This is a genomic window from Bradyrhizobium sp. HKCCYLRH2015 (assembly GCF_051168215.1).
Classification (GTDB): Bacteria; Pseudomonadota; Alphaproteobacteria; order Rhizobiales; family Xanthobacteraceae; genus Bradyrhizobium.
This window is the reverse complement of sequence record NZ_JBNPUO010000009.1, coordinates 301,034-326,812: the sequence shown is the minus strand read 5'-3', so window position 1 is coordinate 326,812 and position 25,779 is coordinate 301,034. Positions and strand designations below refer to the sequence as shown.

The 25,779-nt window shown below is 66.7% G+C and carries 22 protein-coding genes; 8 read left to right on the top strand and 14 right to left on the bottom strand.

Annotated features, from left to right (window positions below):
- Positions 1 to 6 precede the first annotated feature (6 nt).
- From bchL to bchF, 5 genes are read right to left on the bottom strand one after another with little or no spacing between them, the layout of a single operon-like run.
- On the bottom strand, positions 7 to 912 hold the full coding sequence (gene bchL, locus ACQR1H_RS24545; RefSeq protein WP_434908320.1) for a ferredoxin:protochlorophyllide reductase (ATP-dependent) iron-sulfur ATP-binding protein: 906 nt from the start codon (positions 910 to 912) through the stop codon (positions 7 to 9).
- A complete protein-coding gene (locus tag ACQR1H_RS24540) occupies positions 909 to 4,499 on the bottom strand; it encodes a magnesium chelatase subunit H (RefSeq protein ID WP_434908319.1) in 3,591 nt (1,196 codons plus the stop codon). Before ACQR1H_RS24540 ends, bchL begins: the two co-directional genes overlap by 4 nt.
- Positions 4,474 to 6,030, bottom strand: coding sequence for a ferredoxin:protochlorophyllide reductase (ATP-dependent) subunit B (gene bchB, locus ACQR1H_RS24535; RefSeq protein ID WP_434908318.1), 1,557 nt, complete (start codon positions 6,028 to 6,030; stop codon positions 4,474 to 4,476). Before bchB ends, ACQR1H_RS24540 begins: the two co-directional genes overlap by 26 nt.
- A gap of 1 nt (position 6,031) precedes the next feature.
- Positions 6,032 to 7,318 (bottom strand): ferredoxin:protochlorophyllide reductase (ATP-dependent) subunit N, encoded by a 1,287-nt coding sequence (locus tag ACQR1H_RS24530; RefSeq protein ID WP_434908317.1) that lies wholly within the window; start codon positions 7,316 to 7,318, stop codon positions 6,032 to 6,034.
- A complete protein-coding gene (gene bchF / locus ACQR1H_RS24525) occupies positions 7,315 to 7,908 on the bottom strand; it encodes a 2-vinyl bacteriochlorophyllide hydratase (protein WP_316183310.1) in 594 nt (197 codons plus the stop codon). Before bchF ends, ACQR1H_RS24530 begins: the two co-directional genes overlap by 4 nt.
- 229 nt (positions 7,909 to 8,137) lie before the next feature.
- Between bchF and ACQR1H_RS24520 the strand changes: the two genes are divergently transcribed.
- From ACQR1H_RS24520 to ACQR1H_RS24495, 6 genes are all read left to right on the top strand, one after another.
- Positions 8,138 to 9,034, top strand: coding sequence for a cobalamin B12-binding domain-containing protein (locus ACQR1H_RS24520; protein ID WP_434908316.1), 897 nt, complete (start codon positions 8,138 to 8,140; stop codon positions 9,032 to 9,034).
- 78 nt (positions 9,035 to 9,112) lie between these two features.
- On the top strand, positions 9,113 to 10,540 hold the full coding sequence (gene ppsR / locus ACQR1H_RS24515) for a transcriptional regulator PpsR (protein WP_434845567.1): 1,428 nt from the start codon (positions 9,113 to 9,115) through the stop codon (positions 10,538 to 10,540).
- Positions 10,541 to 10,554: 14 nt separating this feature from the next.
- Positions 10,555 to 11,469 carry a chlorophyll synthase ChlG gene (gene chlG, locus ACQR1H_RS24510; protein WP_315803455.1) on the top strand — a complete coding sequence of 305 codons (915 nt, stop codon included), beginning with the start codon at positions 10,555 to 10,557 and terminating at the stop codon, positions 11,467 to 11,469.
- Positions 11,466 to 12,800: a BCD family MFS transporter gene (locus tag ACQR1H_RS24505; RefSeq protein ID WP_434908315.1), complete on the top strand. Its 1,335-nt coding sequence runs from the start codon at positions 11,466 to 11,468 to the stop codon at positions 12,798 to 12,800. Before chlG ends, ACQR1H_RS24505 begins: the two co-directional genes overlap by 4 nt.
- Before the next feature lie 3 nt (positions 12,801 to 12,803).
- Positions 12,804 to 14,015, top strand: a complete 1,212-nt coding sequence (locus ACQR1H_RS24500; protein ID WP_434908314.1) for a geranylgeranyl diphosphate reductase — start codon at positions 12,804 to 12,806, stop codon at positions 14,013 to 14,015.
- An 11-nt stretch (positions 14,016 to 14,026) separates the two neighbouring features.
- Complete coding sequence (locus tag ACQR1H_RS24495; RefSeq protein ID WP_315803452.1) at positions 14,027 to 14,290, top strand: hypothetical protein; 264 nt, start codon at positions 14,027 to 14,029, stop codon at positions 14,288 to 14,290.
- 269 nt (positions 14,291 to 14,559) lie between these two features.
- Here ACQR1H_RS24495 and ACQR1H_RS24490 read toward each other — a convergent pair whose 3' ends face one another.
- Positions 14,560 to 14,994 carry a c-type cytochrome gene (locus ACQR1H_RS24490; RefSeq protein WP_434908313.1) on the bottom strand — a complete coding sequence of 145 codons (435 nt, stop codon included), beginning with the start codon at positions 14,992 to 14,994 and terminating at the stop codon, positions 14,560 to 14,562.
- Positions 14,995 to 15,325: 331 nt separating this feature from the next.
- Between ACQR1H_RS24490 and ppsR (ACQR1H_RS24485) the strand changes: the two genes are divergently transcribed.
- Together ppsR (ACQR1H_RS24485) and ACQR1H_RS24480 are read left to right on the top strand one after the other, a co-directional pair.
- Positions 15,326 to 16,696: a transcriptional regulator PpsR gene (gene ppsR, locus ACQR1H_RS24485; protein WP_434908312.1), complete on the top strand. Its 1,371-nt coding sequence runs from the start codon at positions 15,326 to 15,328 to the stop codon at positions 16,694 to 16,696.
- On the top strand, positions 16,697 to 18,871 hold the full coding sequence (locus ACQR1H_RS24480; protein WP_434908311.1) for a GAF domain-containing protein: 2,175 nt from the start codon (positions 16,697 to 16,699) through the stop codon (positions 18,869 to 18,871).
- Positions 18,872 to 19,305: 434 nt separating this feature from the next.
- Here the strand turns inward: ACQR1H_RS24480 and ACQR1H_RS24475 are convergent, their stop codons facing one another.
- The 8 genes from ACQR1H_RS24475 to bchY form a co-directional block, all read right to left on the bottom strand.
- Positions 19,306 to 19,989: a heme oxygenase (biliverdin-producing) gene (locus ACQR1H_RS24475; RefSeq protein WP_434887201.1), complete on the bottom strand. Its 684-nt coding sequence runs from the start codon at positions 19,987 to 19,989 to the stop codon at positions 19,306 to 19,308.
- Between the two features lie 18 nt (positions 19,990 to 20,007).
- Positions 20,008 to 20,934: a photosynthetic reaction center subunit M gene (pufM, locus tag ACQR1H_RS24470; protein ID WP_315803447.1), complete on the bottom strand. Its 927-nt coding sequence runs from the start codon at positions 20,932 to 20,934 to the stop codon at positions 20,008 to 20,010.
- Between the two features lie 18 nt (positions 20,935 to 20,952).
- A complete protein-coding gene (gene pufL / locus ACQR1H_RS24465) occupies positions 20,953 to 21,798 on the bottom strand; it encodes a photosynthetic reaction center subunit L (RefSeq protein ID WP_315803446.1) in 846 nt (281 codons plus the stop codon).
- A 129-nt stretch (positions 21,799 to 21,927) separates the two neighbouring features.
- Complete coding sequence (pufA, locus tag ACQR1H_RS24460) at positions 21,928 to 22,116, bottom strand: light-harvesting antenna LH1, alpha subunit (protein WP_315803445.1); 189 nt, start codon at positions 22,114 to 22,116, stop codon at positions 21,928 to 21,930.
- Positions 22,117 to 22,132: 16 nt separating this feature from the next.
- Complete coding sequence (pufB, locus tag ACQR1H_RS24455) at positions 22,133 to 22,363, bottom strand: light-harvesting antenna LH1, beta subunit (protein WP_315803444.1); 231 nt, start codon at positions 22,361 to 22,363, stop codon at positions 22,133 to 22,135.
- A 150-nt stretch (positions 22,364 to 22,513) separates the two neighbouring features.
- The gene (locus ACQR1H_RS24450) at positions 22,514 to 22,741 is read right to left on the bottom strand and encodes a hypothetical protein (RefSeq protein WP_315803443.1); all 228 of its coding nucleotides are present in this window, start codon (positions 22,739 to 22,741) and stop codon (positions 22,514 to 22,516) included.
- A gap of 29 nt (positions 22,742 to 22,770) precedes the next feature.
- Positions 22,771 to 24,222, bottom strand: a complete 1,452-nt coding sequence (bchZ, locus tag ACQR1H_RS24445; protein WP_434908310.1) for a chlorophyllide a reductase subunit Z — start codon at positions 24,220 to 24,222, stop codon at positions 22,771 to 22,773.
- Positions 24,222 to 25,772 carry a chlorophyllide a reductase subunit Y gene (gene bchY, locus ACQR1H_RS24440; protein WP_434908309.1) on the bottom strand — a complete coding sequence of 517 codons (1,551 nt, stop codon included), beginning with the start codon at positions 25,770 to 25,772 and terminating at the stop codon, positions 24,222 to 24,224. The genes bchZ and bchY overlap by 1 nt, the downstream gene beginning before the upstream one ends.
- Positions 25,773 to 25,779: the final 7 nt, after the last annotated feature.

The following is a 25,779-nucleotide window of genomic DNA, read 5'->3' as shown; positions in this document are numbered from 1 at the left end:
TCTCACTCAATCGAAGCCAAGGAGATCGAAGATGTCGCGGTCCTTGAGCGGCACCGCCTGCATCGGCTCGACGCCGGCGAGCAGCGAGGCGGCGAGGCGCAGATATTCGTTCTGGGCACGCTCGACGTCCGGCGAGGGCTCCATCTCGAACAGCGTGCACTTCTTCAGCCGGCTCTTCCGGATGACGTCGAGATCGGGAAAATGCGCCACCGTCTTCAATCCGGCGCGCTCGTTGAACTTGTCGATCTGGTCGGTGGCGGCGCTGCGGTTGGCGATCACGCCGCCGAGCCGCACCGGATAGTTGCGCGACTTGGCCTGGATCGCGGCGACGATGCGGTTCATCGCGAAGATCGAGTCGAAATCGTTCGCAGCCACGATCAGCGCACGATCGGCGTGCTGCAAGGGCGCGGCGAAGCCGCCGCAGACGACGTCGCCGAGCACGTCGAAGATCACCACGTCGGTGTCCTCGAGCAGGTGATGCTCCTTGAGCAGCTTGACGGTCTGGCCGACGACATAGCCGCCGCAGCCGGTGCCGGCCGGCGGCCCGCCCGCCTCGACGCACATCACGCCATTGTAGCCCTGGTAGACGAAGTCCTCGGGGCGCAACTCCTCGGCGTGGAAATTGACCTGCTCGAGGATGTCGATGACCGTCGGCACCAGCCGCTTGGTCAGGGTGAAGGTCGAGTCGTGCTTCGGATCGCAACCGATCTGCAGCACGCGCTTGCCGAGCTTGGACAGCGCCACCGAGAGGTTCGACGATGTCGTACTCTTGCCGATGCCGCCTTTGCCGTACACCGAGAACACCTTCGCGGTGTCAATGACCACGTTCGGGTCGAGTTGCACCTGGACGCTGCCGGCCCCATCGGGGCGCCGCGGCGCCGTCGTCAGCGGAGGTCTCAAGGTCACGTTCATGCGGCCACTCCCACGCCTTCGAGGCGATCTTCGAGCTCTTCGCCGGCCTTGCGCAGCACGTCGAGCATTTCAGGGTCCGGGGTCCAGTAGTTGCGCTCATGCGCCTCGATCAGACGGTTGGCGATCTTCGCCGACGCCGCCGGATTGAGCGAGGCGAGCCGCTCGCGCATCGCGGGGTCGAGCACGAAGGTCGTCGTGATCTGCTGATAGACCCAGGGCGCGACCTGACCCGTGGTGGCCGACCAGCCGACCGTGTTGGTCACGTGCGACTCGATCTGGCGCACGCCCTCATAGCCGTGAGCGAGCAGCGCCTCGTACCATTTCGGATTGAGCGTGCGGGTGCGGGTCTCCAGCGCGACCTGCTCCGACAGCGTGCGCACCGTGCCTTCGCCGCGGGTCTGGTCGCCGATATAGACCGGCGCGGCCTCGCCCTTGGCGCGCTTCACCGCGCGGCTGATGCCGCCGAGCGTATCGAAATAATGATCGATGGTGGTGACGCCGAGCTCGACCGAGTCGACGTTCTGATAGGCCGCATCGACGCCGGCGAGCACATAGCCGAGCAGCGCGTCGCGCCTGACAGGGCGGCCGTCGGTGCCATAGGCAAAGCCCTTGCGGCGCGTATAGACGTCGGCGAGCTCGTCCTCGTCGGTCCAGGCGCCGCAATCGATCAGATGGTTGACGTTCGCGCCATAGGCGCCCTCGGCATTGCCGAACACGCGCAGCGCGGCATCGGCGATCTCGCCGCCATGCGCGGCCTGGAACGCCAGCGCATGCTTGCGCACGTAATTGAATTCGGCCGACTCATCCGCCGATGCCGCGAGCAGCGCGGCTTCGGCCAGCAGCTTGGTCTGTAGCGGCATCAAATCGCGGAAGATGCCGGACAGTGTGATCACGACATCGATGCGCGGGCGTCCGAGCTGCTCCAGCGGGATCAGCTTGGCGCCGCAGAGACGGCCATAGCTGTCATGGCGCGGTTCGGCGCCCATCAGCCACATTGCCTGCGCGATCGGCCCGCCCTCGGTCTTGAGATTGTCAGTGCCCCACAGCACCAGCGCGATCGTCTCCGGCAGCGTGTGACCCTCGCCGGCATGGCGGGCCAGCAGCCGCGCCACCTGGCGCTCGGCATCCTTGAGCGCGAAGGCGCTGGGGATGCGGAACGGATCGAAGCCGTGGAGATTGCGCCCCGTGGGCAGCACGTCGGTGTTGCGCAAGAGATCGCCGCCCGGCACCGGGCGGATGTAGCCGCCGTCGAGCGCATGCACGATCGCGGGCGTCTCGTTGTCAGTCGCCAGCAAGCGGTCGAGTTCGGTACGCTTGGCTGTGTCGGTGATCCCTGCGAGATCGAGCAGCTCGGCGCGCTGCTCCGCCGGCGGCGGCGAGCCGACGACGTGCAGGCCGTGCGGGATCAGCGAATATTCCAGCTCCAGCACGCTGGCCGACAGCGCGGTGATCCTGGCGTTGCGCTCATCGCCCCAGGCCGGCTCCGCGGCGGCGAGATCGACGGTCGCCGCCTGAGCCTGGATCAGCGCCGCACTGTCCTCCCTCAATTGATCAGTGGCGTCAGGCGACAGATTGCGCCAGGCATCGAGCGAGGACTTCAGGTCGGCGAGACCCTTGTAGAGGCCGGCGCTGGTGATCGAGGGCGTGAGATAGCTGATCAGGGTCGCGCCGCCCCGGCGCTTGGCGAGCGCGCCCTCGGACGGATTGTTGGACGCGTAGATGTAGAAGTTCGGCAGGTCGCCGATCAGCCGCTCCGGCCAGCATTCTGCGGACAGCCCGGCCTGCTTGCCCGGCATGAATTCGAGCGCGCCATGGGTACCGAAATGCAGCACGGCATGCGCGCGGAAGTCCTCGCGCAGCCAGCGATAGAACGCTGCGAACGCATGCGTCGGCGCGAAGCTGCGCTCGAACAGCAACCGCATCGGATCGCCTTCGTAGCCGAAGGCGGGCTGCAGGCCGACGAACAGATTGCCAAACTGCTCGCCGAGCACCAGGAGGCTCGCGCCATCGGTCTGATGACGGCCGGGCGCCGGGCCCCACTGCTTCTCGATCTCGGCCAGATGACGTTCGCGCCGGACATGCTGATCGACCGGAATGCGCGCCGCGACATTTGCGACGGTGCCGAAGCGCTCGGCATTGCCTTTGAGCACACGGTTGCGCAGCGCGTCCACAGTATCCGGGACGTCGATCGTGTAGCCTGCCGCACGCAGCGATGTCATCACATTGTGCAGCGACTCGAACACCGAGAGATAGGCCGCGGTGCCGGCGCTGCCGCCGTTCGGCGGGAAGTTGAACAACACCACGCCGAGCTTCCGCTCGGCGCGCGCCGAGCGGCGCAGCTCGACGAGCCTCGCGACCCGCGCGGCGAGTTGCGTCGCACGCTCCGGCAGTGAGGCCATGTCACGGCCGGCATCGGCCATCGCCGACCGGCCGCCGAACACGGTCGGGCCGACGGCGCCGTCGAGCTCGGGGATCGCGACCATCATGGTGGCTTCGACCGGCGTCAGACCGCGCGCGTCGTCGTGCCACTGCTCGACGGTCTGGAACTCCAGCGGATGCGCCGCGATCAAGGGCACATCGAGCCCGGCCATGACCTGCTCGGCCGCACGCGCGTCATTATAGGCGGGACCGCCGACCAGCGAGAAGCCGGTGAGCGAGATCACCGCGTCGACCGTGGCGACACCGTCCTTCTGGAAGTAACGCGCGATGGCGGGGCGCGAGTCGAGCCCGCTGGCGAACACCGGCACCACGGCGAGCCCGCGCGCCTCCAGCGCCGCGATCACACCATCATAATGCCCGGTGTTGGCGGCGAGCAGATAGGAGCGCATCAAGATCACGCCGACGCGGCCGACCGCCTTCGATGTGGTGGGCAGCTCGTCGGCGCGTTCCACGATCCGCTGCGGCAGACGCGGGTGGTAGAGACCGACATCCGGATAGGTCACCGGCTCGGCGGCATTCAGCCTGCCGCGCAGCGAGGCGCGCGGCCCGTCGGCGTAGCGGCCGACCAGGAAGCGCACCATGTTCGCAAAATTCTGCTCGGAGCCGGCGAGCCAATATTGCAGCGTCAGGAAGTAGGCGCGCAGGTCCTGCGCGGTGCCAGGGATGTAGCGCAGCAGCCGCGGCATCCGCTGCAGCATCTTCATCTGGCCCTGGCCGCTGGAAGAGCCTGAGCGGTTGCTGCCGCGCAGCCGCTTCAAGAGGCCGAGCACGCCGGTGGCCGAGCCCGACATCGTCAGCTTGCCGAGACGGGTCAGGCGCACGACCTCGCCGGCCGACAGGCAGCCGATCATGGCGTCGCAGTGGTCGCGGCGCGCCGCCAGCGCGGGCAGCACCGGCTGGATGTGGTCCTCCATGAACAGCATGGTGGCGACCACGATGTCGCCGGTGGCGATGTCGTCGAGGCAGTGCGCGAGCGCGTTCGGATTGCAGCCCCACTCGTCGGCCGCGTGAACCTTGAGATCGAGACCGGGCAGCTCTGCCTGCAATGTCGTGCGTGCACGCACGGCAGCCGAGGCGAGATGGCTGTCCATCGTCACGATCACCACCCGGATGGGTGTGACGTCAGCGACCGAAATGCGCTTTGGCATCGTACAAGGTCTCGAGCGTGATCAGGTTGACGTTGCGCTCGCGCGCGAACCGTTCGGTGTTGCGGCGCGCCTTGCCGCGCACGAAGAAGGGAATCTTGGTCAGCTCGCGCTCGGCGTCGGAGGCCCAGGCGAGTTCAACGGATGCGACGGTTTCAACGACTCGCAGGTGCGGCTGCTGTGGCGGAGCCGCCGGCGCGGCACCGAGATGCGACGGCGCGTGATCGGCGAATTCGTGATCCTCGCGGAACATGCCGAGCAGATGCTCCTCCAGACCCATCATCAGCGGATGAACCCAGGTGTCGAACAGCACGTTGGCGCCTTCGAAGCCCATCTGCGGCGAGTAGCGCGCCGGGAAATCCTGCACGTGGCACGGCGCCGAGATCACAGCGCAGGCAATGCCGAGCCGCTTGGCGATGTGGCGCTCCATCTGCGTGCCGAGCACGAGCTCCGGCCGTAGCTCGCCGACGCGGGCCTCGACCTCGAGATAATCGTCGGTGATCAGCGGCTCGACGCCATAGATCGCCGCGGCCTCGCGTATCTCGCGGGCGAATTCGCGGGCATAGGTGCCGAGGCCGATGACCTCGAAGCCGAGCTCCTGGGTCGCGACGCGCGCCGCGGCCACGGCATGGGTGGCGTCGCCGAAGATGAAGACGCGCTTGCCAGTGAGATAGGTCGAGTCGACCGAGCGCGAGTACCAGGGCAGCCGGCTCTCGGCTCGCGCCAGCACCGACTCTGCATCGACACCGGCAAGACTGGCGACCTCTTTGATGAAGTCGCGCGTGGCACCAACGCCGATCGGGATCGTCTTCGTATAGGGCTGGCCGAACTGGCGGTTCAGCCATTGCGCTGCCGTCAGCGCGATCTCGGGATAGAGCACGATGTTGAAATCGGCTTGTGGCAGACGAGCGAGATCTGATGGCGTCGCATTCCACGGCGCGACCACGTTGATCTCGATGCCGAGCTCCACAACCTGCCTGGTCACTTCCGCGAGGTCGTCGCGATGACGGAAGCCGAGAGCCGTCGGACCAAGCAGGTTGCAGACTGGACGGGCGCCTGTCTTCCTTTCACGGCGGGGGGAGCCATCAGCAGAAGACGCAGCCAACGCCCGTACAATCCGGTAGAACGTTTCCGAAGCGCCCCAATTCTCCTTGCGCTGATAGGCCGGCAGCTCGAGCGGGATCACCGGAATCGGAAGCTTCAACGCCAGCGCAAGACCGCCGGGATCGTCCTGAATCAGCTCGGCCGTGCAGGACGCGCCGACCAGCATCGCCTGCGGCTGGAAACGCTCATAGGCCGCGCGCGCCGCGCTCTGCAGCAGATCCGCGGTATCGCCGCCGAGATCGCGCGCCTGGAACGTGGTGTAGGTGACCGGCGGGCGGCGGTCGCGCCGCTCGATCATCGTGAACAGGAGATCGGCGTAGGTGTCGCCCTGGGGCGCGTGCAGCACGTAGTGCACGTCGCGCATCGCGGTCGCAATGCGCATCGCGCCGATGTGCGGGGGACCCTCATATGTCCAGACCGACAGCTGCATCTCACACCGCCAGTCGGGTTTGCCGCAGCAAGGGCCGCGCGAACAGCTCGGCGAGATCGCCGGCCTGCTCAAAACCCTGGATCGGCGTGAAGATCAGCTCGATCGACCATTTCGTCGTCAGGCCCTCGGCCTCCAGCGGGTTGGCAAGGCCGAGCCCGCAGACGACGAGGTCGGGCCGGGCTTCGCGGCAACGATCGAGCTGGCGCTCGACATCCTGGCCCTCGCTGAGCTGCGTGCCATCAGGCAGCAGCGCCAGCTCGGCGGCGAGATGCTCGCGGTGCAGATAGGGCGTGCCGACCTCGATCAGCTCCATGCCGATCTCGCGCGCCAGGAAACGCGCCAGCGGGATCTCGATCTGCGAATCCGGAAACAGGAAGACGCGCTTGCCGGCGAGCTGCGCGCGGTAGCGCGCCAGCGCGCGCTCGGCCCGCGCCTTCAGCGGCGCGATGGTCCGCTCGACATGGGCGCGCGACACGCCGAAGGCGTCGGCCGCGGCTGCGAGCCAAAGCGCCGTGCCTTCTCCGCCGAGCGGAAATGACGCAGCGATGCGGCGACAGCCGCGCTCCTCAAGGGCACGTGCGGTGTCGCCGAGGAAAGGCTGCGCCAGCAGCACCCGCGTCTCCGGGCCGATCGCCGGCAGCTCCGACGAGCGCCGCGGCGGCAGGAACGCAACCTGGTCGATGCCGAGGGCGGCAAAAGTCCGCCTGAACTGATCCTCGACGACATCGGCGAGCGCGCCGACCACGAGCAGCGATGGCCGCGCAGCCTGATCGGCTGCCGGGAGCACCGGCACGAGCGACGCGAGACAGGCATCCTCGCCCTGCGTAAACGTCGTCTCGATGCCACTGCCGGAGTAGTTGAGCACGCGCACATCAGGTGAGAAGCGCTGCGACAGCCGCAGCGCCGCGCGTGACAGGTCGAGCTTGATCACTTCCGATGGGCAGGAGCCGACCAGGAACAGCAGCTTGATCTCGGGACGGCGCGCCAGCAGCTGACCGACGATGCGGTCGAGCTCGTCATTGGCGTCGACGAGCCCGGCGAGATCGCGCTCCTCCATGATCGCGGTGGCGAAGCGCGGCTCCGCGAAGATCATCACGCCGGCGGCCGACTGGATCAGATGCGCGCAGGTGCGCGAGCCGACGACGAGGAAGAACGCGTCCTGAATCTTTCTGTGCAGCCAGACGATGCCGGTCAGGCCGCAGAACACCTCGCGCTGGCCGCGCTCACGCAGCACGCCGTCCGGCGAAGCAGGTGGTTTCACGGCACAGGCTTGTGCATGAGCATTCATGACGCGCGCTCCGCACGGGACGTCGCCGCCATCGCCTCGTCCTGCAGCCGCGCCGCGCGCAGCTTGAGCAGGAATTGCGCGGCGTTGATCGCGTAGGCTGCGTAGGCGGCGAGCACGAGCAGCATCTGCTGCTGGGCGCTGCCGACATGGCCGATGATCGCAGCCAGATAGGCCGTATGCAGCGCGATCACCAGCATCGAGAACACGTCCTCCCAGAAGAAGGCCGGTGCGAACAGATAACGTCCGAACACGACCCGCTCCCAGATCGAGCCGGTGATCATGATGGTGTAGAGCAGCGCCGTCTTGAGAACGACGGAGGCGGTCGCGAGCCACAGCCCCTCGCCGGTCGCGAGATAGCGCGCCACGAGGCCGAGGCTGATCAGGAAGACGAGAAATTGCAGCGGCGCCAGAATGCCCTGCACCAGAGTCCATGGCGTGGCGTCGCGCCGGCGCTTTTCCTCAGCCGTGTAAAGCGCTTGCCGCTTTGCACGCGACGCCGGGTCAGGCGTGAAGCAGAGCTGGCTCCAGAGCGACGGATCGGTGGCGGATGTGAACTGGGCATCACACGATGTGTAAAGATGATTTGACAACATCGGTGCCCAGTGATGCGATGACGACAACCACAGGGGGATTGGTGGTGCACCGCACTCGGTCTGATCAACGTCACGTTGTGCAGTTCGCAGGTGGCGCATCGCAAATCCCCGAGTGCGAGCCCGATGGGGAAACGCTAGACCTGGGCAGGAAGAGTGTCAATCAAAATTGACGTCAAATAATATTGACGCAACGAGTGACGTGCGCTCATATGGAGGGGAGGCGCTTATGACCGAGCTCAATGAGACAGCCCGATTTCCGCGAGCCCGCTTTCGGACGAAGCGTGGGCAGCCCGGTTTTCGTTCGCCGGCATCGCCGCGCATCATCGCGCCGCTGCGCAACACACGTCATCCCCAACTCAACGACGCGATCGAAGCCGAGATCATTCCGCGACTCGTGATGGCCCATGCCTCCGCGCTGGAACGCGTCCCGGCAATCATCACGGCCTCGGCGCAGGAGGCGGCTGATTTCGCCGAACTCGTGCTGGACGCGGACGATGTTGGCGCGGTGGCCTGCATCCAGGCGCATCGCGATCACGGCGAGACCCTGGAGCGCATCTATCTCGATCTCCTGGTCCCCACCGCGAACCATCTGCGCCATCTGTGGGCGGACGACGAGCGCGACTTCGCCGACGTCACGCTCGCGCTGTGGCGGCTGCAGCAGCTGCTGCGGCATTTCAGCCCGGCCTTCTGCGCCGAGCTCGCGGTCGCGCCCGCAGGACTGCGCGTGCTGCTGACCACGGCGCCGGGCGACAGGCGCGAGCTGGGCCACATGATGTTCGGTCTCGTGCTGGCGGGCGAGTTCTTCCGTCGCGACGGCTTCGAGACCTGGATCGAGCCCGACACGGCCGATCGCGGCTTCGTCGAGACGCTTCGCTCGCAGTGGTTCAATGTCGTCGAGTTCTTCGCCACCAGCGACAGGAAGCTTGACGATCTCGCCTCAAACATAAGGATGGTCCGGCGCGAGTCCTCCAACCAGGACGTCGGCGTGCTGGTCTGCGGTCCTGCTTTTATTGAACGGCCTGAACTCGTTCTCCTGGTCGGTGGCGACGGTGTCGTCTCCGATCCGAGCAGAGAGGCTTCGCAAGCCCGGCACGTCGTCAGTCTTCTGACCGAACGGCGATAGCTGAGGGTGCAGTGAAGATGAATGCTGGAACGAGACTTGCCGCGCGAAGGCTCCTTGACTGGGAGGACAACGGCGTTGGTGAGGGCGTTCAGAGCTCCGAAAGAGTCGCTTGGCGACCTCAATGCGGATGTTGCGGGCATGCTGGTGGCCGCAGCGTCCGACATTGCGCTCGCGCTCGACGCCGACGGCAACATTCAGGACCTGGCTTTTCAACAAGCCGGCCTGCCGCTTGAACTGAGAAACACAGACGCGTGGATCGGCCGATCCTGGCAAGCAACAGTGTCCGAGGAAAGCCAGACAAAGCCAGAGCTGCTGCTCACGGAGGCCTCCCAGCGCAAGGTGTCGCGCTGGCGCGAGGTGCGTTATCCGGCCGCGCGCGGGCCTGACATCCCGATCCTGTTCGCGGTGGTGGCGATCAAGGGCGCGGCGCGCTTCATCGCGGTCGGCCGCGACGTGCGCGCCACCGCCGCGCTCCAGCAGAAGCTGATCGAGGCGCAAGTTGCCATCGAGCGCGACTATTCGCGCATGCGCAACGCCGAATCGCGCTACCGGATCCTGTTCCAGATCACGTCGGAGCCGGTCCTCATCGTCGATGCGGTGAGCCATCGCATCGTCGAGGCCAACCCGGCCGCAGCCGCCCTGCTCGATCACGGCGCCGCCAATCTGATCGGCAAGCTGTTCCCCGATGCGCTGCTGCTCGACGACATGGCGATGTCGCAATCCCTGTCGCTGGCGATCCGCTCGCAGGGCAAGATCGAACGCGCCAGGATCCGGCTCGACGGCGGCCGCGACTATCTGCTCGACGGCACCTTCTTCCGGCAGGACAACGCGTCGCTGTTCCTGCTGCGGTTCTCGCCGCTGGCCACGCAGCCTGCACTCCCGAAGAGCTCCGACGTCAACACCCAGCTCGTGCAGTTCGTCGAATCGGCCCCCGACGGATTCGTCATCACCGACATGGACGGCCGCCTGCTGCACGCCAACGCCACCTTCCTGCAGCTCGCGCAGATCGAGAACATGCACCAGATCCTGGGCGAGACGATCGACCGCTGGATCGGCAAGTCGGCGATCGATTTCTCGGTCATGCTGACCAATCTGCGCCAGCATGGCAGCGTGAAGCTGTTCTCCAGCGTCGTCCGCGGCGAGCACGGCTCGCCGGTCGACGTCGAGATCTCCGCCAGCACGGTCGGGGCGCCCGGCCAGGCCAGGCTCGGCTTCACCATCCGCAATGTCGGCCCGCGCATCTCCAGCGACGGCGGCGACCACGGCTATATTCCACGCTCCCGTGAGCAGCTCGCCGAGCTGATCGGCCGCGTGCCGCTCAAGGAGCTGGTGCGCGAGACCACCGACGTGATCGAGCGGATGTGCATCGAGACCGCGCTCAAGCTGACCGGCGACAACCGCGCGACCGCTGCCGAGATGCTCGGCCTCAGCCGACAGAGCCTCTACGTCAAGCTGCGGCGCTATGGCCTTGCCGAGCCGAGCGAAGAAGACAGTCAGTTGGAATAGGTGGAACAGTTGCAATGACCGAGATCGCGCCCGTCCCGCTCGCTCCAGGGATTCCATCAAGGCTTCAGCCCTCGGCCGTTCTCGAGCTGTTGAAGCCGATCACGTGGTTTCCGCCGATCTGGGCGTTCGGCTGCGGTGTGGTGTCGTCAGGCGCGCCGCTGGCGTCGCGCTGGCCGATCGTGATCGCGGGCCTCGTGCTCGCCGGGCCGATGGTGTGCGCCACCAGCCAGGCCGTCAACGACTGGTTCGACCGCCATGTCGATGCGCTCAACGAACCGGACCGCCCGATCCCGTCGGGCCGCATTCCCGGACGCTGGGGTCTCCATATCGCGCTGATCTGGACGGTGCTGTCGCTTGGCGTCGCCACCCTGCTCGGCACCTGGGGCTTTGCCGCGGCGGCGCTCGGCCTTGCGCTCGCCTGGGCCTACAGCGCGCCGCCGATCCGGTTGAAGCAGAACGGCTGGTGGGGCAACAGCGCCGTCGGCCTCTGCTATGAAGGACTGCCCTGGATCACCGCGGCGGCGATCATGAGCGCGCAGGCGCCGTCCTGGCCGGTGCTCTCGATCGCCCTGCTGTATAGCGCCGGCGCGCACGGCATCATGACCCTGAACGACTTCAAGTCGATCAATGGCGATCGCGTCAGCGGCGTCAATTCGCTGCCGGTGCTGCTCGGGCCCGAGCGCGCCGCGCGCCTCGCCTGCATCACGATGGCGCTGGCGCAGGTCGCGGTGCTCGTGCTGCTTATCGTCTGGAGCCGACCGGCCCATGCCACGATCGTCGCAGCGCTGATCGCGGCCCAGCTGGTGCTGATGCGGCGCTTGATGACGAATCCGCGCGAGCTCGCGCCCTGGTACAACGGGACCGGCGTGCTGCTCTACGTGCTGGGCATGCTGGTCACGGCCTTCGCGCTGGCGGGGTTGCCGGCATGAGCAACGCTGCGCCCGCTCCTCTGTCCTGGTTCGGCATCGTCAGGTTGGGCCTGGTGCAGACCGCGCTTGGCGCGGTCGTGGTGCTGACTACCTCGACCTTGAACCGCGTGATGGTGATCGAGCTCGCTCTGCCGGCCATGATCCCCGGCCTCCTGGTCGCGATCCATTACGCGATGCAGGTGCTCAGGCCCTGGCTCGGTCATGGCTCCGACGTCGGCGGGCGTCGTTTCGCCTGGATCGTCGGCGGCATGGCCGTGCTCGCCGCCGGCGGCCTGCTGGCCGCCGCCGCTACCGCGCTGATGGCGACGCATCTCGCTCTCGGTCTCGCGATCGCCGTGGTCGCCTTCATCATGATCGGCATCGGCGTCGGCGCCGCCGGCACCTCACTGCTGGTGTTGCTCGCCAAGCGCACCGCGCCGGCGCGGCGCAGCGCCGCCGCCTCGATCGCCTGGATCATGATGATCACCGGCTTCATCATCACGACCGCGGTCGCCGGCAAGGCGCTCGATCCGTTCTCCGGCGAGCGGCTGATGCTGGTGTCCGGCACGGTGTCGGCGATCGCCATGGTGCTGACCTTGCTGGGCGTCTGGGGGATCGAGCAGCCCGACGCGTCTCCTCACACGACCTCCGGCGCCGCGAATCGCTCCGGCTTCATGGAGGATTTCCGCGAGATCTGCCGGGAGCCGCAGGCGCGACGGTTCGCGATCTTCATCTTCGTCTCGATGCTGGCCTACAGCGCGCAGGACCTCATCCTGGAGCCGTTCGCCGGCAGCGTGTTCGGCATGACGCCGGGCCAGACCACACAGCTCTCCTCGGTGCAGCACATGGGCGCGCTGATCGGCATGATCCTGATGCCGGCGATGGCGAGCCTGCATGCCGACTGGCGGACGCGGCCGCAGCCCTGGATCATCGGCGGCTGCCTTGCCTCGGCGCTGGCGCTGCTCAGCCTCGTCGCCGCCGCGACCGTGGGTCCGGCCTGGCCGCTACGCGCGTCCGTGCTGCTGCTCGGCATCACCAACGGTGTCTACGCCATCGCCGCGATCGGCGCGATGATGAACATGGTCAGCGAAGGCCGCGACAATCGCGAGGGCACGCGCATGGGCCTGTGGGGCGCCTCGCAGGCGATCTCGTTCGGCATCGGCGGCTTCGTCGGCACCGCGGCGGCAGACGCTGCGCGTCACCTCATGCCGTCGACCGCCTCGGCCTACGCGGCGGTGTTCGCCGCCGAAGCCGCCTTGTTCGTTCTCTCCGCCTGGCTCGCGATCTGGATCAAGCGCCCGCGCGAGCAGACGTCGCCGCTTCAGCCACAGCCGGCCAACCAGGGAGCCTGACCGATGAGCCCCTCCTCCAGCCCGGAGACCTTCGACGCCGTGATCATCGGCGGCGGACCGGCCGGCGCAACGGCCGCGAATGATCTGGCCCGTCACGGCCATCACGTGCTGCTGCTCGACCGAGCCGGCCGCATCAAGCCGTGCGGCGGCGCCATTCCACCGCGGCTGATCGCCGAGTTCGAGATTCCCGACCATCTGCTGGTGGCCCGAATCTCGTCCGCCCGCATGGTGTCGCCGAGCAACCGGGACGTCGACATGCCGATCGACGGCGGCTTCGTCGGCATGGTCGATCGCGAGCATTACGACGAGTGGCTGCGCGCACGCGCGGCGGAAGGCGGCGCGATCCGCCGCACCGGAACCTTCAGCCATATCGCGCGCGACGACGACGGCAGGTCGGTGGTGCACTACGTCCGGCGCATGGACGACGGCAGCGTGCGCGAGGACAGCGCGCGGACGCGCGCCGTGATCGGCGCCGACGGGGCGGTCTCGGCCGTGGCGCGCCAGTGCATCCCCGAAGCCAGCGAGATGCGCTACGTGTTCGCGTATCACGAGATCATCCGCTCGCCGGACCGCAGCCATCCGGTGTTCGATGCCGCGCGGTGCGATGTCGTCTATCGCGGCCGGCTGTCGCCGGACTTCTACAGCTGGGTGTTTCCGCACGGACCGACCACCAGCATCGGCACCGGCAGCGCGCATAAAGGCTTTTCGCTGCGGGGCTCAGTCGCCGAATTCCGCAAGGCTGCCGCGCTCGACGATCTCGACACCATCCGCCGCGAAGGCGCGCCGATCCCGCTGAAGCCGCTGTCGCGCTGGGACAATGGCCGCGACGTCGTGCTGGCCGGCGATGCGTCGGGCGTGGTGGCCCCGGCCTCCGGTGAAGGCATCTATTACGCGATGGCTGGCGGCCGCGCGGCCGCCGACGCCGTTGCCTTGTTCCTCAAGACCGGCGATGCAGCCGCCCTGGCGACGGCCCGCAAATCCTTCATGCGCAGGCACGGCGCCGTGTTCTTCATCCTCGGTCTGATGCAGCGCTACTGGTACACGAGCGATGCCCGCCGCGAGCGCTTCGTCGCGATCTGCCGTGACAAGGACGTCCAGCAGCTGACCTGGGACGCGTACATGAACAAGGAATTGGTCCGCGCCAAGCCGCTGTCGCATGTGCGCATCTTCTTCAAGAACATCGCGCACCTCACCGGGCTCGCGAGGGCGGCGTAGCGGCTCGCGCGATGGATGAGCTGTTTCACAGCCCGCATCTGGTCGACCTGATCCTAACGGTGGTCGCGGTGGAGCTTGCGGCCGTGACGTGGATCTGGCAGCGCCACCGCCGCGGCATCAGCCCGCTGGCGCTGCTGCCCAATCTGCTCGCCGGGGTGTTCCTGCTGCTGGCTGTACGTTGCGCGCTGACCGGGGCGCCGTGGTTCTGGCTCGCCGGCTGCCTCGCCGCCTCCGGCCTCGCCAACGCGGCTGATCTCAGGCAGCGGTGGCGTTGAGGCATATCGCCTCTTCAGGTGACTCATGCGCTCGGCCCGCGCAAACCCCGCTGACGCAAGCCGGCTGCCAACGGCCCCCACAGCTGTCGTCCCCGCGAAAGCGGGGCCCCATAGCGACCGGCAACTGTCGGTTTCACAGAAGGCTCAACGCGCAGCATGCCCCAAGGGAGATCACGCAGTATGGGTCCCGGCGTTCGCCGGGACGACACGGGTGCGTGCGGATGGTGCGCGGGCAACCGCTCAGAACCTGAGCGCGGTACCGACGCCGCTCACTTCTTCTCAGAGAACGTCTTCAGATACGCGATGACGTCCTTGCGCTGCTGCTCGTTGGCGAGCTTGAACACCATCTTGGTCGAGCCGGTCGCCTGATCCGCCTTGCCCTTTTCGGTGAGGAACTTCTTCAGGAAGGCGTTGGGATCCGGGAGGTATGCGAAGATATTGTCCTCGGTCCAGACGAGCCCCGCCTCGCCGGCATGCTTGTTCAGCTCCGAATAGGCAAAGCCCGGATAGGTCCCGGTGGGCCGGCCGACGACGCCGGTGAGTACCGGACCGACGGCGTTCTTCGCCTCCGGTCCGATCCGGTGGCACGTCATGCACTGCTTGAAGACCTGCTCGCCCTTGGCAGCGTCCCCGCCGTCCAACGCGAACGCGGCGCCCGCCGACATGGCAGTCATGACCGCTGCAACCAAACCCGATCGAAGCATATGCGACCTCCCGATGCGTCGTTTTTGTTAGCTCATGTGATTTGCTCCTTACAGGTAACAGTGTCACGTGATCTTGTCATGCCTGGTTCAGGCGAAAGTGAGCGAATAAGTCGCAGCTCGAACATGCAATAGGCGCAGGGATACCAACGAAAGCGGGATGCTCCGAAATAAGCCTTGACAGCGAGCGCCCTGCATGGGCTAACGACATTCTCAAGACTCTCAATACGTTAGCGGGATGGGGCGCAACACCTTCAAAATGCGCGCCAAATGAACTGGCCGCGATCCCCCGAGCGTCTCAAGAGGGTGCCAAAGATAACGGGTGCCAAAGACCATGGCCGAGTTTCACGGTCCACGACCCGACGTGACATTGCTGCTGGACATGGACGGCGTGATCCGTGAGGCGACGCTGTCGCCGAACATGTCAGCCGAGAATGTCGACATCTGGCTCGGCCGTCCCTGGTCCGAGATCGTCGATGATGCGAGCGAGAAGATCGAGCGCATCATGCAGGACACCAAGCGTACCGGCATTTCCGCGTTCCGGCAGATCACGCAGCGGTTCCCGAGCGGTCTCGAGCTGCCGATGGAATTCACGACCGTGCTGCTCGGCGGCCGGGCCGGCATGCTGGCGATCGGCAAGAATCTGCAGGCGGTCGCGGAGCTCCAGGCCCGGCTGATCTCGGCCCAGCAGACCATCGAGCGCGACTACTGGAAGCTGCGCGAGATCGAGACGCGCTACCGCCTGGTCATCGAGGATTCCAACGAGGCTGTGCTGCTGACGAAGGTGTCAGATCTGCGCATCGTCGAAGCGAATCGGACGGCGGCGGCCGCGCTCGGCGTTTCAAGCCGGCGCCGGGACAATCTGGTGGGCCGCGAGTTCCTGCAGGAGATCCCGCAAAAGGATCGCGAGCTGGTAGAGCTGATGCTGAGGCGCGTCCGCGACCAGGGCAAGGCGCCGGGCATCGTGATTCACCTCGGCCAGGACACCGCACCCTGGATGCTCCGGGGATCGCTGATGACCAGCGAGACCGCGCCGATGTTCCTGCTGCAGATGGCGCCGATCGGCAAGGCCGCGCAGCCCGGCCCTCTTCCCGACGATCCCGAAGCGCTGATCGAGAATCTTCCCGATGCCGTCATCAGCATCGATGGCACCGGTGCCGTCAAGCGGGCCAATCGGGCCTTCCTGGAGCTGGTCGAGGTCGGATCGAAAGAGGCGCTGATCGGCGAGAAGCTGAGCCGCTGGCTGATCCGCCCCGGCGCCGACCTTTCGGTGCTGATCTCCAACGTCGAGCGCCATGGAGCCGTCCGGCTGCTGTCGACCACGATCCAGGGCGAGCTCGGGACCGAGACCGAGGTCGAGATCTCGGCCGCCGCCCATGGCCTCGACGGCCAGCGCCGGATCGGCCTGGTGTTGCGCAACATCGCCAGGCGGTTGTCGCCCGCGGCGGAGCATGACAATCTGCGGGTCGCCCTCGCGGGGCTCAATGAATCCGTCGGCAAGACACCGTTGCGCGACTTGGTGAGGAGCACGGTCGAAGTCGTCGAGCAGCATTACGTCCGCGCTGCGCTCGAGCTCGCCAACGGGAACCGGACGTCGGCTGCCGAAATTCTCGGCCTCAGCCGCCAGAGTCTTTACGCCAAGCTCGATCGGTATAATCTGAGCCAACTCGAAGAAAGCGACGAGGAAACCGAAAAGGGGAGATAGTTGCCCGTTCCGCTGACAACGCCGGCCTTCGGCCACGCTACTCTTGCGGATTGCGAGCGTGAACAGATTCATCTCGCAGGCTCGATCCAGCCGCACGGCATTCTCCTGGCGGTCAAGGAGCCCGACAACATCGTCATCCAGGCCAGCACCAATGCGGCCGCCTTCCTCAACACCGGCTCCGTGGTCGGCCGTCCCTTGCGCGATCTTGGCGGCGACCTGGCGCTGCAGATCCTGCCGCATCTCAACAGCCCGCTCCATCTGGCTCCGATGACCCTGCGATGCACCGCCGGGGCGCCGCCGCGCCGGGTCGACTGCACGCTTCACCGCCCCTCGAATGGCGGGCTGATCGTCGAGCTGGAGCCGGCGACGAAGACGACCAACATCGCGCCTGCGCTCGACAGCGCCTTCCACCGCATCACCTCGGCCTCATCGTTGCTCGGCCTGTGCGACGAGACGGCGACCATCTTCAGGGAGATCGCCGGCTACGACCGCGTCATGGTCTATCGCTTCGACGAGGACGGCCATGGCGAGGTCCTGTCGGAGCGGCGGCGGCCGGATCTGGAGGCCTTTCTCGGCAACCGCTATCCGGCATCCGACATTCCGCAGATCGCGCGCCGGCTCTACGAGCGCAACCGTGTGCGCCTCCTGGTCGACGTCAACTACACGCCAGTGCCGCTGCAGCCGCGCATCTCGCCGCTCAACGGCCGCGACCTCGACATGTCCCTGAGCTGCCTGCGCAGCATGTCGCCGATCCACCAGAAATACCTGCAGAACATGGGCGTCGGCGCGACGCTGGTGTGCTCGCTGATAGTCAGCGGACGGCTGTGGGGACTAATCGCCTGCCATCACTATGAGCCGCGCTTCGTGCCGTTCGACATTCGCGCGGCAGGCGAGGCGCTGGCCGAGACCTGCGCGATCCGGATCGCGGCGCTGGAGAGCTTTGCCCAAAGCCAGTCCGAGCTGGTCGTGCGCCGGCTGGAGCAGCGGCTGGTCGAAGCGGTGTCGCGCGACGGCGAATGGCAGGCGGCGCTGTTCGACGGCTCGCAGTCGCTGCTGCAGCCGCTCGGTGCGAGCGGCGCGGCGCTGCTGTTCGAGGGCCAGGTCACGACCGCCGGCGACGTCCCGTCGACGCAGCGCATCCGCGATCTCGCCGCCTGGCTCGATCGCCGGCGCAACACGCCGGGAGCAGCCCCCGAGGGCTTGACGGCGACCAGCTCGCTGACGCTCGACGAACCGTCCTTTGCCGACATCCGCTCGATCGCCAGCGGCCTGATCGCCGCACCGCTGTCGGCGAGCGAGGGCGAGTATCTGTTGTGGTTCCGGCCGGAGCAGGTGCGGACGGTGACCTGGGGCGGCGACCCGCTCAAGGCCGTCATCATCGGCGACGATCCGTCGGATCTGTCGCCGCGGCGCTCGTTTGCGAAATGGCATCAGCTGGTCGAAGGCAAGTCCGAGCCCTGGTCGAGCGCCGAGCTCGCCTCCGCCCGCGTCGTCAGCGAGACGGTCGCCGACGTGGCGCTGCAGCTGCGTTCGGTGCGCATGGTGATCGCGCAGGACCAGCTCGCCACGATCAGCGCCCAGGTGCTGCGCTCGGAGCAGCCGGTCATCATCGCCGATGTCGAGGGCCGCATCCTGCTGATGAACGAAGCCTTCGAGCAGCAGCTGCGCGCCTCGCATCCGCACATCCCGTATCTGCGCGATCTCGGCAGCTACTGCACGGCGCCGGCGGAATTCCGCGCCAATCTCGACGACCTCATGCGCAACAAGCGCAGCTGGCGCGGCGAGCTGACGCTGACGGGCGGCGCCTCGCCGCAACGGCCGTTGATGGTGCGCGCCGACCCGGTGATCGCGCCGTATGATCGCGTGCTCGGCTTCGTGCTGATCTTCTCGGACTTGACCGAGCGCAAGACCGCCGAGGCGGCCCGGGCGCGCTTCCAGGAAGAAATCGACGGCGCCCGCCGGCCCACGCTGCGGCTCGATCAGAGCGCAAGCCTGATCTACAAGGAGCTCGCCGCCTCTACGGTGGAGAACGCGCAGCTCGCCGCGCTCGAGGTGACGCACGGTGCACAGGCCGGCAGCATGCCGGAGATGCTGGAGAGCATCCGCAATTCGACCACGCGGACGCTGGAGATCCTCGAGCACCTGGTGTGGTATCGCTCGCAGAGCGAGGAGTGAGACGAGGGAGAGTGTCTGCGGTACGTCGTTGATGGATGCCGTCCCGTACCCGCTTTGACCACGTAGCTCGTACTTTGACGATATCGCCCGATATCTCACCACGCTCTCGGTCTACTCCCCTCCCCCTTGCGGGCAGGGCTATCGCATATGAGAAAAGCTCGTAGCCGCCAGCACGCCTCCTACCGTCCTTCGAGACGCCCGCCTCCGGCGGGCTCCTCAGGACGAGGCCAGTTTCGCGGCAGGATTCTCAATCCTCATGGTGAGGAGCGCCGTCTTCGGCGCGTCTCGAACCATGAGGCCCCTAACAAGGGCCGGGTCATATGCGATGGCCCTGCCCTTGCGGGGAGGGGAGCCGGCCGTCGCCGGCGGAAACACATCGGCTCCAACGCAGTGCCCTGTCGGACGAGATCGATTTGAGCTGGACGTCGGCGGCCTCAGCCAGCGAGCCCAGCCGCCTGCTGGAGCGCCTGCGACAGCGCGATGTTCAGCTGGAAGGCCGTGGCGGCCTCCTCGATGACCGCATCATGCTCGGCCATCGCCGCACCGGCCTGCTCCAATGCGTCCCTGTAGTGATCCTTGAAGCGCGGAATATCGGCGATCTCCGTAAACTCGTAGAACGATAGCGCCGCGGGCTCCAGTTCGAGCGAGCGCGCCAGGATCTTCTTGATGATCTGGCCGCCGCTGAGATCGCCGAGATAGCGCGTATAGGCGTGCGCCAGCAGCGGATGGCCGGAGCCGGAGCCTGCCTCGTGGATAGCACGAACATAGGCGATCGCCTCGGGCAGCAACGGCAGATTGCGCGCCTCGAGCTCAGCGAGATCGGCCTTGATCGCAGCACCGCGATGCAGCTCCAGCCGCACGATGCGGCCCGTCACTGGCGTGCCCTGATGGCGGAGCAGCTCCGCTTCGAGCGTCTCGTAGACCGGCAGCAGATTGCGCAACAACAACGCGTAGGCCTGTCGCGTACCGCGCCCCCGCAACAGCTCGGCCACGATGCCGGTCCGCTCCGCGGTGACGTGGAGCGCCTTGGTACGCTCCCGCATCGCCTGCAAAAGACTGGCCGGACGCATGCTGCGCCCGGCCATCTCGATCCGATCCAATTCGACTCTGTCCAACATGCCTCGACCTGCAGGACTTCAGCGCGGCGGCGCCAGCCCGTGTTTCACGCCCCAGTCGAACCAGTTATCGACCACGGTGCCCGACAGTAGGATACCGATGCCGCCGGTCAAGGTGCAAAGCACGGCGAACCACCACGCCCAGCGATGGATCGACTCGGCCGTCGCATTGAAGCCCATGGTCCAGCGCCAGAACAGCGCACCACGCTCGAAGGCCGTGCCGCGATCGACGATCTGCTCGAGCTCACGCTCGCCGCCGTAGCGGCTGATCGCCAGCACCGTCGCGCCATGCATCGCGAACAGCAGCGCCGACCCGTACAGGAAGGCGATCGAGAGCATGTGGAACGGATTGTAGAACAGGTTGCCGTGGGTGATGGAGAAGTTGTTGGTCCAGTCGAGGTGCGGGAAGATGCCGAACGGCACCGCCTCGCTCCAGCTCCCCATGAAGATCGGCCGGATGAAGCCGAGCACCAGATAGAGCCAGATTGCCGACGCGAACGCCCACGACACATGCGTGCCGAGACCGAGCGCGCGGGCGCGGCGATAGGTGCGCGCCCACCACAGCAGGATCGACGTCGTCAGGAAGAAGCCGGCCATCAGCCACCAGCCGCCCTCCTGCAGCGGCGGGAAGATCTGCAGGCCGTATTCCGGCGCGGGCGGCTGCAGGGCCAGCCACGGGAACTGGCGGATGAACTCGAGCGGGCTCCAGTTCACCGATGCCAGCATGTTGAGACCGATGATCTCGATCGCAACGAAGCCCGACATCAGCGACGCGAGGCCGAGAAAGCCGAGATAGACCGGGCCGACCTGGGCATCGCCGAGCTTGCCGAACCAATAGTTGAAGCTGCCCTTGCCGATGCGCTCCCAGACGCCGGGCTCGATCGGGATACCCGGATAGATCGCACTACGAACTTGGATCTGCGTGAAGATGTTCTGGTATTGGGCCATGACGACCTCTCCTTGAACTCATTGCGGCGGCGACCAGATCGGGACGTGGCGCCACCAGTCCCACCAGTCCGACCAGGCATTGCCTTCCGGCATCAGCCAGGCGGGACCGGAGATGACGATGCAGACGGCGCTGAAGAACACCGCCGACAGCGCCAGGAACAGACCGAGGCGATGGATGCCGAGCGTGCCGATGGAGTAGCCGAGGAGATCGCGGAACATGGTGTTTTCATGCTCCGGCGACTTCATCTCCTGGCCCTTGCCCGGGTTGGCGGCCGACAGGATCAGCGAGCCGTGCAGCGCGAGCGCGAGACACGTCGTGAAGAAGAACGTGATCGCGATCATGTGCGCAGGATTGTAGTGGAAGTTGCCGAACTGATAGCCGGTGTTCGACACCCAATCGAGGTGGGTGATGATGCCATAGGGGAAGGCGTAGCTCCACGAGCCCATCAGCACCGGACGGATCACCTCCAGCGTGAAATAGGCGAAGATCGCAAAGCCGAAGGCGAACGGCACGTGATAGCCGATCGCGAGCTTGCGGCAGATCTCGACCTCGCGCAGCGCCCATGAGACGAAGGCGCCGAGCGCACACACCGTGATGAGCTGCCAGAAGCCGCCCTCGGTGAGCGGCGCGAACGACAGCCCGTATTTGGCATCGGGCGGGTTGATGCTGATCTGCCAGAGATTCCACGTCGGTCCGAGCGCCGTGGCGTAGAGGATCAGCGCCACGCCGACAAAGGTGAAGAAGATCGTCGTCACGCCGAAGAAGCCGACGTAGAACGGTCCGACCCAGAAATCGAAGAGGTCGCCGCCGATCAACGTGCCGCCGCGGACGCGGTATTTTCGTTCAAAGCTGAGCATTGCCATCGGTCCTGCCTCCGCTGCCCGTCGCGCGATATGCTACGTGTCGTGAATTCGTTGGACGAGAGGATTTGGGAAGCGGGCGAACGGGGTCTGCCGCCGTCGCCCGTCCGCTTCCCTCTGGTCGTCGAGCTGCTAGCTGAGCTTCACCGGCGTTGCCGGATCGGAGATCGACGACGTCTTCGCTGCACGCGGCCCCTCCAGCCAGTTGAACCGGTTGGTGCTGAGCAGGATGAAGTGAATCACCAATGCCAGCCCGAACAGGAACACGCCGAGAGCCACGAGAACCCTGCGGGGATCGAACAACAACCACAAGCGCCACATAGTTTTCTCCTTTCGATCAGGTCAGGTAGGAGAGCGCGAGAGTGGCGTAGTGGGCTGCCCCATCCATCGCCGCCTTGTAGCCAGTCGGCCCGGGCAGCCAGGGACGCCACATCCAGGCGAGAATGTGGGCGACGATCGCAACCGCCGTGAAGACCACAAAGCTCGTCATGAAGATGCTATGGAATTCCCTCGCCTCCGCTTCGGTCAGCCCCGACAGAGAGCCTCCCTTGTTTGGTACGTCCACCATAGTGGTACCTCCTGGTGTTGGCCTTTCGGCCGGATGCCGCTCACCGAGATGAGCGGCGTCGAAGTGTCATCCCGTCGCCGGGATGACATCCGTGCGGCGAGCCGCACGAACTCCTTGCAAATCCGGAGAGCGCACTGACCGCTCTCGAACTCAAAGTCCCATGAAGGACGAGGTCGCGCAGTTCGCGGCCTTGATCCTCGCTTCACCGACGATCGCGCCGAGCGGCGCCGGCCGGTGGCCGGTGATGATGGAGCCGATCCGGCGCAGCACGCCCTCGACCATCAGCACGGCGAAGCACATCGCGTAGACCAGGAGATAGTCGATGCGCTCGCGCGATCTCGGTGCGACGTCACGATCCATGCGTTCGTATAACGACATCGTCCTCTCCCTCTCCGCTATCCCCGCGCCTACGCGGCCTGGCCCGTTGCGAGCTGCGACCGCGCATGCGCGAGAACGTCCTCCGTCACCTTGTCGAGTCCAGCCTGGCGCGCACCGCGCTCGGCGGCGTCGCGCAGCCGCTTGGCCGCCGAGATCCGCACCAGCACCGGCTGGGTCTCGATGATCTGGTCGAGCGCGAGCTTGGCCCCGTCATCCCATGGCAGCTCACGCTCGAGCCGCGCCGGCGTCGCCGCGATCTGGTCGAGCTGGGTTGCGAGCGGCAGGATGTTGAACAGCGCATCGAACAGCGCGTTGCAGACCTCCTGCACGACGTAGGTCGCCCCCGCATAGCCCATGAACGGCGTGCCGGTGTGGCGCCGGATCACCGTGCCCGGGAACGAGGCCGGGATGTAGACCGACCGGTTGCCGGCTTCCGCCGCATACATGCGTTCGTTATAGCTGCCGAACAGCACCAGCGGCGGCCGCTCGTGGATGGCCTTGCGGATGGCGTCATTATCGGTCTTGGCGCCGGCACAGCGCGAGATCGCGAAGTGGCAAGGCAGCCCGAGCTCGGTCTCGAGGAAATTGCGCAGGCCGCGTGCGTAGGTCTCCGAGGCGACGATGCTGAAGCTCGCGGTGCCGAAGAAGTCCTGCGTCACCGAGCGCCACAGATCCCACAGCGGCTTGATCGTCGTATGCTTCTCCCGGGTGATGAACGGCTCGGGATCGAGGCCGAGCATCTCGCCCAGCGAGCGCAGGAATTTCGTCGTCGAATGCAGCCCGATCGGCGCCTGCAGATAAGGCCGCTCCAGCGTCTCGCACAGCAGGCGACCGAACTCGCGGTACATGCAGATGTTGACGTCGGCATTGACCAGCTTCGGCACGTCGGCGAGGTGGCTGCCGAGCGGGAACACCATGTTGATCTCGGCGCCGATGCCTTCGACCAGGCGGCGGATCTCGGCGACATCCGACGGCATGTTGAAGGTGCCGTAGATCGGACCGATGATGTTGACCCTGGGCTTCTCGCCGTCGGCGCGCGGCTTGCGCTCAGGAATCCGGCGTGGGCCGTATTCGCTCCACAGCCAGCTCAACGCGCGGTTGGCGCTCTGCCACTGGTCCTCGTCGATGGTGCGCGGCAGGAAGCGCTTGATGTTGGAGCCTTCGGGCGTGACGCCACCGCCAATCATCTCGGCGATCGAGCCGGTGACGACCACCGCCGGCAGGTCGGGATCGAGCGCGGCGCGGGCGCGCTTCATCGCCTGCTCGGTGCCCTTCTGGCCGAGCTCGTCCTCGCCTAACCCCGTCACGACGATCGGCAGCTCATGCGGCGGCAGGCCGTCGGTGTAGTGCAACACCGAGGTCACCGGCAGGTTCTCGCAGCCCACGGGGCCGTCGATGATGACCTGCAGGCCCTTGATCGCGGTGAACGCGTAGACCGCTCCCCAATAGCCGCCGGCGCGATCGTGGTCGAGGATCAGCATCACACCATCTCCTCGGACTTGCGCGCCTTGGCCTGCGCCGCGACCGCCTTGCGGTACTTGTCGCGGAAAGCAGGACGCGCGACAGGGGTGCCCTGCCACACGCCCGCGGTGTCGCCCTCACCGACACCTTCGAAGAAGTCGCGCATTTCGTCGAAACGCGCCTTGCCGGCAATGGCCGCATTGACGACCTGGGCCAGCGAGCCGGCGCCGGAGACGCCGAACAGCGGCCGCGCCGAAATGAGATTGGTGAAGTAGAGCGACGGGATCGCGCGCGCCTTGGCCTTCTGCACGACCGGCGTGGTGCCGATCGCAAGATCCGGCGCGAACTCATCGACCGCCGCGAGATCCTGCTCCAGCGAGGCGCGGTACTGCACGCGCACGCCGCGGCTCTCGAGCCAGGCACAGTCGGCCTCCGACCAGCGCGTGCGCGGACAGGCCGTGCCGGCATAGCGCAGGTCGGCGCCGCTCTCGACCAGCAGACGCCCGACCAGCAGCTCCGATCCCTCATAGCCCGACAGCGTGATCCGGCCGCGGATCGGAGTCGCCGTAAGCGCGCCGCGGATCGCCGGCAGCACCGCGTTCTTGGCCGCATCGATCTGCGCGCGCCCGACGCCGCAGACCGCGCCAACGGCCTCCAGCCACTCCGCCGTGCCATCCCAGCCGACCGGCGCCGAGCCGATGATCGGGCGGCCCGCCGCCTCGAACTCACGGATCGAGGCCGTGTAGAACGGATGGATCGCCGCCACGGCCGCGCAGTCCAACGCGCCATACAGCTCGCGCCATTCGCGCGTCGGCACCGCGGGACCCGCGGCGAGACCAAGCGGCGCCAGCATCATGCCGATGCCGACGGGATCGGCCGGAAACATCTCACCTAACAGCGCGATGGTCGGCCGATCGCCGCGCGGCACGCGTGGCGCCTGCACCGGACCCTGCTCCGCCTCGCGGCGCGCGTAGCTCAGCATCGCGCCGGCGAGCACGTCCTTGGCCTCGGCATGGGTCGGCACGCCAAACCCGGGCACGTCGATGCCGATGACGCGGACGCCGTTGATCTCCTTCGGGAGAATCTGCAGCGGCACGCCCGACGCGGTGGGCACGCAGAGATTGATGATGACGACGCAGTCGTAGTTGGCGGGGTCCGCCAGCTTGAACACGGCCTCGCGGATGTCCTCGAACAGCTTGCCGGTGACCAGCGTCTCGGAATTGAACGGGACGTAGCCGACGCTGCGCCGCGCGCCGTAGAAGTGCGATGTGAAGGTGAGGCCATAAACGCAGCAGGCCGAGCCCGACAGCACCGTCGCGGTGCGCCGCATGCGCAGGCCCACGCGCAGCGAGCCGAACGCCGGGCACATGCTCTGCGGCTGGTCGTGCGGCCCGGCCGGATAGTCGGCCGCGTAGCGCGCCAGCACCTCGCTCTTGCCGGCGGCATCGGCCGCACGCTTGAGCTCGGCCTTGCCGGCGTGGCAGCCGAGCGCCTCGGGCTGCGCCGGCAGAAGAGCTGCCGCTGCGCCGCTCTGCGCGCTGATTGCCTGATGGACCACAGGATCGCTCATTGCATTA